This window comes from Parabacteroides sp. ASF519, from assembly GCF_000364265.2.
GTDB lineage: Bacteria > Bacteroidota > Bacteroidia > Bacteroidales > Tannerellaceae > Parabacteroides > Parabacteroides goldsteinii.
This window is the reverse complement of record NZ_AQFV02000006.1, coordinates 2,434,043-2,446,787: the sequence shown is the minus strand read 5'-3', so window position 1 is coordinate 2,446,787 and position 12,745 is coordinate 2,434,043. Positions and strand designations below refer to the sequence as shown.

6 protein-coding genes are annotated in these 12,745 nt (G+C 38.9%); all 6 read right to left on the bottom strand.

Annotation, left to right across the window (positions count from 1 at the left end):
* Nucleotides 1-28 precede the first annotated feature (28 nt).
* Nucleotides 29-1,000: a DUF1735 domain-containing protein gene (locus tag C825_RS09490; protein WP_007657396.1), complete on the bottom strand. Its 972-nt coding sequence runs from the start codon at nt 998-1,000 to the stop codon at nt 29-31.
* Between the two features lie 26 nt (nt 1,001-1,026).
* The gene (locus C825_RS09485; RefSeq protein ID WP_007657395.1) at nt 1,027-2,847 is read right to left on the bottom strand and encodes a RagB/SusD family nutrient uptake outer membrane protein; all 1,821 of its coding nucleotides are present in this window, start codon (nt 2,845-2,847) and stop codon (nt 1,027-1,029) included.
* A gap of 13 nt (nt 2,848-2,860) precedes the next feature.
* Nucleotides 2,861-6,010 carry a SusC/RagA family TonB-linked outer membrane protein gene (locus tag C825_RS09480; protein WP_010802304.1) on the bottom strand — a complete coding sequence of 1,050 codons (3,150 nt, stop codon included), beginning with the start codon at nt 6,008-6,010 and terminating at the stop codon, nt 2,861-2,863.
* Between the two features lie 27 nt (nt 6,011-6,037).
* A complete protein-coding gene (locus C825_RS09475; RefSeq protein WP_250690575.1) occupies nt 6,038-7,765 on the bottom strand; it encodes a RagB/SusD family nutrient uptake outer membrane protein in 1,728 nt (575 codons plus the stop codon).
* Between the two features lie 135 nt (nt 7,766-7,900).
* Nucleotides 7,901-11,338, bottom strand: a complete 3,438-nt coding sequence (locus tag C825_RS09470) for a TonB-dependent receptor (RefSeq protein WP_007657392.1) — start codon at nt 11,336-11,338, stop codon at nt 7,901-7,903.
* Between the two features lie 147 nt (nt 11,339-11,485).
* Nucleotides 11,486-12,661, bottom strand: a complete 1,176-nt coding sequence (locus tag C825_RS09465) for a FecR family protein (RefSeq protein WP_010802302.1) — start codon at nt 12,659-12,661, stop codon at nt 11,486-11,488.
* Nucleotides 12,662-12,745: the final 84 nt, after the last annotated feature.

Sequence of the window (12,745 nt, the reverse complement as noted above, 5' to 3'; positions counted from 1 at the left end):
AGATATTATAAAACACAAATTAAAAAAGTCACTCATAGTTTCCAGGATTTTCATCCTGCCATTCATTCACCCCATCTCTTACACGGTTTCTGAAAGTTAATGTATCCGTTACATAAGAGATAGTACCATCTCCATTATCGTATTTATACTTAAGGAATATTTTTCTATCCTGAAGCAGTTTGGCCTGATTAAAACGGGATTCTCCGTCCGGCAATACATTTATATCAGAGGAAGAAGATTTTCCCACCGTAATAGTCCCGTCCGAATTTAAAGTCAACTTCATAGAACCTTTATCCGCATCATCTGCCAGACCGTTTGTCTCCAGTTCGAAAGGAGCGACTGTAGATAAAGTCCAGACTTTAGATTCCGGCTGTGGTATCTGGGTATAGTAAGCAACCGTATTCAACGTATTACCAGCCGCATCCTTTACAACCCGAACTCCTCCATGCCAATAATTACCGAAAAGCATATTTTCATATTTCAATCCGATCACAGCATACCGCATGGGCTCTATGATAGAATCCGCATCAGCCGACTCTATATAAAAAGGTAATGCATAAGCTGCTTTCAATGTCTTCGGATCAGAAAGAAATTTAGCAGAATCCGCATAGACAGTAACGGTTCCGCCATGTGAACCTTTACGAATCAACATCTCTTCCGAATTACTTAATGAATAATAATCTGCTGGCATAGGCAACAGTTCATTTACACCCACGACAGAATTCTTTATATAATTCTGTCCGCTTTTCATCCGGGCCAAAGCATCCGGTGTCACCAGATCATTCTTTATCTGATAACGAACAACACGGTCCTTATTATTTTCCAAAACCCCGGCCAATACAGCCCCTACATCGATCTTCAACCCCTCACCAACGACAAAAGTCCTGACATTCTCCTGATAAGGAAAATAAACCCCATCATAATCATAATCTTTCACATATTCGTCATAGCAAGAAGTCAAAGCCGCAGCCAATAATATAAAAACTCCTATCTTTTTCATGCTTCTATGTTTTTATTAAATTCATTTTACTGCCAGTTATCCCAGCCTTTATTCTGTTCCAATTTATCCATTCTCAAGATATCATCATAGGGTAACGGAAGATAAGGTGATGTATAAATTCTATTTTCTACAACATCCTTATCATAATCAAAAGTATTCTCCGCATTCTTCAAAATTTTTGCTTTATAGACAGGTTGATTCAACATTTCAATGCTCCCATCTTTCGACCATCTCCTAAGATCATAAAAACGCATACCCTCGAAACAAGTTTCCAGACGCCGTTCATTCTGTATAAACTTTCTGAACTGATCTTTTCCCATTGTAGCGACCTCATCCAGATAAGGATCATCGTCCGTATAAAGTTCTTTCCCATCATAAGTTTTTCTGGTACGCAAATATTTCATGGCCTCCTTTGCCGACAATCCGTCAATCGTATGATTAGGTCCTCCAATTTCATTAGCTGCTTCTGCGAAGTTCAGAACCATATGGGCCCAACGAATATAGAAACGGGAATGCGGCATCTTCTTTACAGTCGCATCACTCCAGTTTAGTCCCATATAAATATATTTCTTTATATGATAGTTCGTACGGCTGGTCGCTTTATTTCCTGCGGCATCTTTTCCCAATGCATCTTGATTTTCCCAACATTCAAAAGTATACATAGGCTTTGTCTCATTATTATCTCTGTTGGCTTTCGAATTATTATAAAAAATCACACTGTAAAAACGAGGATCGCGATTGGCATACGGATTTTTCGGGTCATATAGTTTTGCTCCTTCCGGATGATCTTTCGGATAACCGTTCTTCATTGGAAAAGCATCCACCAGGTCCTGAGTAGCCCCTAGCGCACCATTTCCCTGGAAACCACCCGGATACAAAGCACGTTCCATTGCATCATTATTATTATCATAGCGAGAACCATAAACTATACCCGGAAAATTCGGATCAGTCCAATCAACTCTATTTACCGGATTAAATCCGTTTTTTACATTATCCACATTTAGTTTAAAGTCGATCACCTGTTTGGCATATATAGCAGCCTTCTCCCAACGTGTCATATCATTCTCCGGATTAAACAGCGGACTGGCATATGTAAGATACATTTGCGATTTGAGGGCAGTCATTGTGATACCGTCTAAACGGCCCCAATAACGAGAACCGGCATAAACCAGATCGCCCGCATTTTCCACTAAAAAATCGCGATGCGCGATCGGCAAATAAGCGTATGCGGAATCGCAATCACTCTCTATTTGTTTTACGCACGCGGCATACGTATCTCGTGCAAGGTTCATATTGTCCTCAAAAACATTTACCGGTTCGGTAATAATAGGGAACCCCAGCAACTCGCCACTCTTTATACCGATACCACCATAACGCCGAAGTAAATCCCACTGGAACCAGGCACGCAACGCAAAAGCTTCTCCCTGTAAACGATAACGTACCAAATCGTTAAAATGGGCATCTACCATAAAACGAGTATTAAACCCATGTTGATCTTTCAAGAATTTGTTGACTAAAGCGATTCCTTTATAATCCTCTATCCAATAAGCCTCAAAAGGATCCTTTGACGGAGTTAAAGCTCCGGTAGCCAACTTTGCCATCGCATGTGTAGAGCTCGTTACTACCGCATCATCGGTCGCCCCATCTAGAAAAAAGCCATTATTATGGTTATAATTACGCTGCATATAGTCATAGCACTGTCCAACTAATCCTTGTACAGCATCCTGGCGCTCCCAAAAATCTTCTTCCGATAATCTGCCGTAAGGATAAGGATCCAGAAAATCCGCACAGGATGTGCTCATCATAACTACTACTGCAAAAAGACTTGTTTTTACTATATTTTTCATCTTACTCTTAATTTTAGAAAGTTAATTTGACTCCGCCCGTAAACGTTCTATTCAGCGGATAACGATCTATCCCCGAGGTTGCAGATTCAGGATCAATATCTTTTATTCCGGAAATTGTTGCCAGATTAGCACCGCGAACAAAGATACGAGCCTTACGGATACCCATGAAAGCGGAGGCTGCCAAAGGTAGATTATAAGCAATTTCAATATTCTGAATTTTAAAATAATCACCTTTTTTCAACCAAAATGTAGATGCCTGATAATTGTTTTCCACTTTATAATATGTCTGCCGAGGTAACTTATCAGTACCTACATTCTCCACTAAATATTTTGAATAATTATTATCACCCCAACCGTTATGGAAATATTTGCTGGTCAAGGGAATATCAAAACCAGAACGACCGTCTCCGATAATCGTTAACTCGATATTTTTATAAGCCAGATTAATATTCAATGCATAAAACAAACGAGGAGATGTATTCCCTATCTGTTTCATATCATTACCATCCACAACTCCGTCATTATTCAAATCTGCATATTTAAAATCTCCAGCTTTCAATTTTTCATCGAACAGTTGAGGTATTTTATTTGCTTCTTCATCCGAACTAAACCGTCCCTGATGAACCAATCCAAAATAAGCATCTGTCGGTTTTCCGATACGACTTTGGTATTCATTACGATAATCAGGTTGATCGAATTGGATGCGCTCAGTTCTCGGTAAAGTAGCCATCGCACCGATTGAATACCGGAAATCACCTATTTTATCTGTATATTTTGCAGAGAGTTCCGCTCCGTAATAACGCGTTTTATTAAAATTCACATAAGGTGTTGCCAGCAAACCGATAGCCAACGGATACCGGTTAGTCGGTTTCACCCATTCATTAGTACGAAGAGTATTATAATAACTAACACTGACAGACAATTTACGATCCAACATAAGAGCATCCAAACCGACACTAAACTCTTTACGTGTTTCCCAATTCAAATCAGGATTACCCAGTTTGTTATAGGTCGAACGGTAAATATTGTTATCCGTATTACTTCCAAACCACTGATTATTCGTATGAGGTCCAAATGCAGTACCTTTATTGTCTACCCCCCATTTATCTTCATACATGAAAAGCGTCGGAGTCAACGCCTGATAGCCGAGTTCTCCATATTCTGCCCTCAATTTAAGAAAATCAATAAATTTTAAGTTTTTCATAAACTGTTCATCCGAGATGATCCAGCTGGCACCGACAGAAGGGAAGAACTGATATTGATATGAACTAATCAGGCTCTGTGTTCCGGCAAAAGTCACAGCCGCTTGCAGCGTATACTTATTATCATAGGTATAACTACCCGTCCAGTTCACATTTTGTTGGCATAAAGGATTCTCTACCTGGTTACGCGTCAATTTGGAAATATGATAAGTCAATGCAGTGTTGATTCCATGTACATCATTAAATAGTCGGTCATAAGAAAATGTCTGATAGCCGGAAAACTGTTGGAAATAATAATCATGCAATTTTGCCTGTCCGGACATTTCCGTCAAATCCCACACTTTTTCCAAAGTTACATCTGTTTTATCAGCATTCGGGGTGGCAATATAAGCTGCAAACTGTTCCGCCTTTCCGATACGGGTCAGGTTATAAGCATTAAACCCAACATACGTTCTGGATTTCAGCCCCTTAACCAAATGATTCATATCATAGTTCAAAGCTACATTAGCAGCGCCCAAACGCCCCGTTTCATTATAGTAACCATTATCTACCAAATGACCAATCGGATTTCTTTTAAAAGTGGAACTTACTCCATACCAAGGCAAACCCGATTCTTCATCAAAAGCCGCATATACAGGAAATGCATTGGGAGCAATTGTCGTCGCATCTTCTATAGCCGAATTAAATTCAAAAATATCCAGTTCCGCATCATCACTATTATCCTTCCCATAATCTTTATCATATCCATAGTTGGGAGAGCGGCGAATTGTCAGTCCTCCGAAAAAGCCGAATTCCACATTAATAAAATCATTCACATTCATATCCAGATTAGCCCGAGCATTCAACCGGTTATAATCCGCATTATTTCCAATCTTGAAATTATCACCTTCACCCGAATATCCCAGATAAGCATAATACTTAATAAAGTTATTGCCACCCGAAGAAGACACATTAGCCCGCTGATAAGATTTCAGATCATTAAACATCATATCCTGATAGTTAACAGCCGGATACATTTTATCATACGGATCATTTCTATCATAACCGGCAAGTGCCACGTCATCATACAAAGGAGACAAACCATCGTTGATACGTGCCTGATTATTCAAGCGGGCATATTCTCCGGCTGTCGCCCATTTCGGGAAACGATCTACCGTGCTGACCCCGCCTTCTACATTCACATTCAATATCCGGTCATTAGCCTGTCCTTTTTTTGTCTTGATAAAAATAATTCCATTTGCCGCCCGCGGTCCGTACATTGCTTTACCAACCACATCTTTAACAAATGTAACCGTTTCTATTTCTGAAGGATCCAGCTGCATTTCCGTAATATCGATCTGCATATCGTCTATGACATAAATCGGACTGAAACCACGCATATTAGCAGAAACTTTCGTCTTTACCCCGAACTGGCCGCGTGTTTCTTCCGCACTCGTACCGGTCGATCCTTCCCCTTCCGTTATCATTAAGCCGGGAATCAGTCCAACCAACGCATTACGGAGATCATTGGAAGGATATTTTTCCAGTTCCTTGCCTGTAATAACAATATAATCGCCCGTCGTATTCCTTTTAAAGTTATAGGTGTACGGCAACTGAATACGATCATCTTCCGAACGATAGAGTAAGGAATGTTTCAATACAACCGAAGGGTCGTTATTCAACAGAGGCATTGAAGTAACTACTTTTTCAAATCCCGGTTTAGAAACAGTGATAAAATCGGTTGGTTTCGCTTTCAGTTTATATTCACCGTTTTGGTCTGTTACCCCATGGGTAAAACCTTCACCAACTACTATTTTCGCATCAGAAACAGCCTCATCAGTCTCATCCACAACTCGTATGGTGAGTTCTAACACTTTCGATTTTTCTTTTTCCTGCGCAGACAGATTACCATAGCCGGCCAGAAAAAGTAAAATCAAACCTACGCATCTTGTTATGACATATAGTCGTTTATATAGATTCATATATTTCTTCTTTTTTTATGGTTCTTATCACCAAATTGGATTCAAACTGGTATCAAAGTTTTTCAATTTATAATAATCATCTGAGTGGAACGGGAAATAATACATAGCATCATGCCATCTGACCTGACGTCCTTCTTCCAACGGCTGCCGTGTATATTTAAATCCGGTAGGATATTCAGCGCTTTTCTCCACTTTCTCAATATCCATTCCATATAATTTTGTCGACATGATTACCGGAGCATCCTTCCAGCGTCGGATATCAAAATAATGATGACCCTCACCATATAATTCGATTGTACGCTCATTTTTAATATGCTTTCTGAACGTTTCCGTATCCTTCGTATAAATTGATTTCACCGGAACCATATCAACACGTTCTCTAATCAGGTTGATAGCATCTATGGCAGACATAGAAGCCCCGGGGGCTTTTCCGGACGGACCATAAGCTTCATTTGTTGCCTCGGCATAATTAAGATATAATTCAGTCAAACGAATCAACGGGTCTGTCGTCAAAGTATTTACCTGATTCTGAACACTCATATCGCCAAAATATTTCCGGGTATAATACCCTGTATGACTAACACCTGCATAACTCTGATCTAAAAGTGTAGAATATTTAAATTTTCCATTATCATTCTCATAATAGATATTTGCCTTATTTTTCACTTCCCCATCTGCCACTTTCGCCCATATTATATTTGCCTGATTATAGATAACGCAATGATAAAAACGAGGATCTCGATTTACATAAGGATCTTGCTCATTATAATGTCCTAATTTGATTGCCTCTTTTCTATCCTCTTCCGTATTCAAAGGATCTCCCCACTGCGTTTCGAACATATCCACAAAATTCTGTGTTGGATTTTCGCCGGATACAATTGTTTTCTTATTAGAAAATATTCCATTTTGTAATGCAGTCGGAGCATTTCCATAATTTTTATTTCCCGCATGCCAGGCCCATATCTGCTCATTTGTATATTTTACACCGTACATATTATCCGTATACCTGTCTCCGTCAATCAAAGCATACTGATATTTTTGTGCCAATTGGATCGCCTCCCAACTGGCAACAGCTGCATCTTCCCAATCTTTCGAACCATTCGCATTATTCAACGGACTTGCCGCATACAATAGCGCTCTGGCTTTCATAGCCTTAGCAGCTACGCCATTGGGTTTCTCCAAATCCGGGTCATTCAAATGTCCTGGTTCTCCTGGTCCCGGATCACGGCGTATTTTTCCAGCTTTCTCGAAAGCGACAAAAGCTGAATCCATATCCAATGCAACGCACCTCAAACTTTCATTTTTGGAAAGACGCGGAATATCCCATTCATCATAAGCACCGATCGACTGATTCAGATACGGCATCGGACCCCAATAACGATTTAATACAAAATGTGCATATCCTCGTATGAAATAAGCTTGTCCTCTCAAATCTTCAATATCTTCCTGAGTAGCATCTTTGATCTGATCAACTTTTTCCAATGCGATATTCGAGACCCGTATTACTTTAAACATAGCATCAAGGATAGGTCTTCTGGTTGCCGAAGTTTGATAGGTAAAAAAATTGATATCTGTTCCCATCACTCCGCCTTTTATCCTTTGACCACCTAGTAAACGTCCATTATCAGCCAGTTCTGTTAATGCCTCCAGCCCATAACGTTGATCCCAATTCGCCATACTCAATGCATGAGCACATGTAATATTCTTGTTCTCTTTACCCCCATAAACGGTATAAAAGAATTTCTTAAAATTCACATGTTTAGTAAACACATCTTCTTCTGACAAACCAGACTCCGGGCTTTATCCAAATAATCCGTACAAGAAAATTGTGTTGACAAACCAATTATTGCAATAAATAATAATATACATTTCTTCATATTGATTTAAGTTTTAAAAAGCGACTTTCAAACCAACTTTATAAGTACTCATCTGAGGATAGAATCCGCGAGCGAAATCTTTTCTTTCCGGATCACCTTCTAACAAACTCGTAATCGTAAAAAGGTTATTCCCCGAAGCATATACTGTAACGGCAGAAATACCAACCCACTTCTTCAAGTATTTCGGTTTTATGTTATAACCCAGATAAATCTCTTTCAACCGAATATAGTCTGCTTTTCTCCAGAAACGATCTTTAATCATTATACCATATCCGGCATAAGCATCTCCTCCTCCCCAAGATAACATAGGGGGATTTCCCTGTCCCACATAATGCAAAGTCGAGTGATTTGCATTAGGATTAATCGGCGTCCAATAATCCAATTGAGACTCATGAACCCGAAGAGAACCACTGGTGAACTCTGCCTCAAATGCTTCATTATACTCAACATATTTACCGGAATTTCCCTGAAACAAAATACTAAAATCAAAATTTTTATAGGAAAATCCTCCGGATAAAGAAAAAGTTATCGGCGGATAAAGAGTTCCGTCGATTGCATACTTATCATAAGTATCTATTTTTCCGTCAGCCGTATAATCCAAAAATTTATAATCACCTACATTTATATTGCCTATAGTTGTTGGAGCCGGATTATTATGAATATCATCCACTGACGTATAATATCCGGACCCCGTTAATAAAGCCCCATCAAGCTGAGCTCCATAAGGTTTTCCAGCCGCTTTTTTATATTCCGGGGCATAGGGTAAATCATCTTTATCTACAATCCGGTTTTCATTGAAACCGAAAATTCCCTTCAAATTATAACTCAATCCATACGAAGTTGTTTTGTTAAATCCCAGTTCAACTTCCAGACCATGCTTTTTCATGGAACCTTTGTTTAATTGTTTAAACCCGTTATTACCAATCAACATAGTATTACTTTGAGGATTTAACAGCATGTGTGTTCTTTTTTCATCGAAAAAATCAACTCCTACAGTTATCATATTATCTAAAAAAGCCATTTCAATACCCAAGTCTCTTTTTCTGGCCTCTTCCCACTGAGCATATATATTTGGTACTTTATCCTCGTAAATATAGTTTCCGTTAGCACTATATTCGCCAATGTAAAGCCATCGTTCACTAGCGGAATCACTACCTACTTTTCCATCAGAATAACGGAATTTCAATTTGTTCATCCAGGAGATATTATCTTTAAAGAACTTTTCTTCCGAAACAACCCAACCGACAGCACCGGAAGGGAAAAAACCAAAACGATTAGAAGGGGCAAACCGTTCGGAACCAGTGTACCCAATATTGACCTCCAATAAATATCTTTTATCAAAATTATAAGTAGCACGACCTACCCAACTCTCGTTATAGTAGGCAAAATCTGTTCCTGAATTTTTCTGATGACGGCTCATTAATGCCAGTGCCGTTACATTATGTTTTCCAAATGAACGTTTATAATCCAATGAAAACTCATAATACAAATTACTGTAATAGCCATTTTCCAATCCGCCCACATTAATATCCAACGGAGGCTGCGTCCAACTTTCGTTTCCCTCACCTTCCCTGAACCAAGGATTCATTCCTGTCCCTATTTTATCAAAATTAAGCGTATATTGAGGAACCGACCAATCAGCTGTCAGAGATTTATTTTTATAATACGTACTTAATGACACTTTTGCCTGGACGGACAGTCCTTTCGTTACCATATCCAAATTCTGTTTAAGAATAAGATCGGTAAATAATTTAGAAGATGTATATTCATTAAATTTCCCCTGGTGAAGAGCGGAATAAGGATTTCCTCTTGCATCATTCTGTGCTGCCGCCAGGCGATCTCCGGACGCATCCGGATAATCCAGATCCGGAACCTGCTCCAAAACCCATGCCGGATAATAAGCTGGATATAATGTTGTACTAGCCTGATAAACCGGCCTCCAAGGATCTTCACCCGGCGTATTCTGTATACTGATATCTCCTCCGATATTAAAGGATAGAACAGTCGACTTTGTCAAATCAAAATCCAGGTTTCCACGAAAATTAAAACGATCATACTTATATCTCGTATCGCAATAACCTTCATTCAAAGAATTAAAGAATGAACCCTGATGATAATATCCTAAAGAAGCGAAGTATTTCACAAAATTCGTACCGCCGCGTATATTAAAATTGGCATTCGTTACCGGCGCAAAATCACGGGCCAGTACATCAAACCAATCGACATCCGGATAGCGGATTGAATTCAAAGGGGTAGAAGGATTCCGGTACTCATCAAGTACATTCTGAGGGGTTAGGCTCTGAAAAGTCCCGGCATTCATCAATCCGACATTATACATACTCATTGTCGTATAAGAATCGATATGTTTAGGGATACGGGTTGGAAGTTCAATGCCGTAAGAGGCAGAAAAATCCAACTTGGGTTTAGATTCCACGCCGCGCTTAGTTGTTACCAAAATAACTCCATTAGCCCCTTTTGCACCGAAAACGGCTGTCGCCGATGCATCTTTCAAAACAGAAATCGTATTGATTTCATTCGGGTCGAGATCTGCAAAATCACGTTCCACTCCGTCCACCATAACCAAAGGTTTAGAGCTGTTCCAACTGGAAACACCACGAATAATAATATCATTCGTTGTCTGTCCCGGTTGACCAGATTGCTGCATAGTTAATACACCGGATAGTTTACCGGCAATTGCTGCAGTCACATCAGACACTCCAGATTGCACCAAACTCTTATTTCCAACCTGTGTGATCGCACCCACAACACTTTCTTTTTCTTGGACTCCGTATCCAACGATCACTACCTCTTCCAGATGTTCCGTATCCTCTACCAGTTCTACAGAGACATGATTCCTTTTACCCGGTTTTATCTCTACCGTTTTATATCCGATAAAAGAAACAACCAACGTACTGTTAGCAGGCACTTTCAATATAAATTTACCATCGACATCCGTTATTATACCCATTGTCGTTCCTTTAACCAACACATTGGCTCCGATAACAGGTACTCCTGTCTCATCCACCACAACACCCGTCAATTCAATCGGTTGTTGTTGTATGGAAGGAGTTACGGATCTATCCATTTTCTGTTTAATAATAACCTGCTTTTCGTTAATTTCAAAAGTCAGATTAGAATTTACAAAAAGAGGCTTTAAAATATCCTCTATGGAACCGGAGGTAGTCTTTAGAGTAACTTCTTTCTCTAACTCAGCTTTTATGTCTTCCGAATAAAAGAATATATACCCGGTCTTTTCCTTTATCGTTTTAAAGACATCCAACATGGTTGTTTTTCTAGCTTTAACTAGTTGTTCTATCGATACGAAAACATGATCCGTGTGAGCATGAATATTAGTAGCTCCTAATAATAGAACTACAATAAATCCCACACTTTCAAACATTTTAAGAAGAGAACGTAACCGATTTGTATTGTTACGACTTACTTTTTTCATACATTTGTATACATTTTAGGTTTTTCAATTTACTACTGGAAAATTTAAATTCAATCAAGCCTGGATAATTGCCGTTATCCGGGCTTATTCTTTACTGATTAACAATGACTCTCTTTACATTTTACATAGGCTTTTCATTTTTAGTTATTATTCAATTATAATAGTCTCCGATTCAAACCGATAAGTAAATTCATATAACAAAGAAAGAGACTTCATCACCTGATTTACATCATCAAAAAGAATCAACTCACCACCACATCGCCTGCCGGCCACTGATGGATCACACTTTATCTCTACATTATAATAACGGCTCAACCGTTTCAATACTTCGGCAACAGTTTCTCCCTTAAACTGAAGAATTCCATCTTTCCATGAAGTGTAGTCGTACACATCGACTGGTACGACTTTATTCTTGTGATCGTTCATCTCTAGTTTCTGATTAGGAATTAATTTTATTTCTTCATTCATCTCTGTTTTTACAGCGACCTGCCCTTTAACCAAAACGACAGACTGAAGTTCTTCATCAGAATAAGCAGAGACATTAAAACTCGTCCCTAGCACATTGACTGTAAATTTAGGAGTTTGCACATAAAAAGGTTTCGACTCGTCTCTGACCACCTCTATATAAATTTCACCCTGCACTTGAATCATTCGCTTTTCAGAAGCAAACGTTGAAGGGAAACGTAAAACAGATCCGGCATTGACCCATACTTTCGATCCGTCCGGCAATTGCAATGAGGAACGTTTTCCACGGGGAACGACTAAGGTATTGTAAACCATTTTTTCCTTCGGGTCCACCTTCGATTCTGATAAATAATTTTTCTGCCCTTTGGCATTCTGTACATAAACAGTAGAATCGTAGGCAATAATAGCATTATCTTCAATCTCAATTGTTTCTGCTCGATCTGTGATTAAAGTAACTTCCGTATGAACAGTATCGCTTACTGGGAGAACAGTCAAACTATCTTGACCGACAGATGAATTATGACTCATATAAACCGGAATCAAAAACAAAACTCCGATCAGGCAGGCTGCAACCAGTGCCCCATATAAATAAAGGTTATGTTGTTTTTGTTTTTTCTTTTGTGCATTATGGCTTCTATAAACCTTGTCCAATAATTCCTTTTGCTTTTCCTCCGATAAAGAATAATTGTTCAATTGTATTTTTTCAAAATCATGGCACGCTTCCTCATAAAGCTCCTGATTATCAGGATATTCCTTCAAATAGGTTTCCCAATATGCAGTAGATTCTTCATCCGACAACAGTCTGTTACGGACAAAGCGCTCATCTTGCCAAAAATCATTATTTACTTTCTTTTTCATATAAGAAAACAAGTGTTGTTACTATTAAGACAACCTCATTCATTTTTTGCCCCCACAAAAATTCAAATAATTAAAAAAAATAAT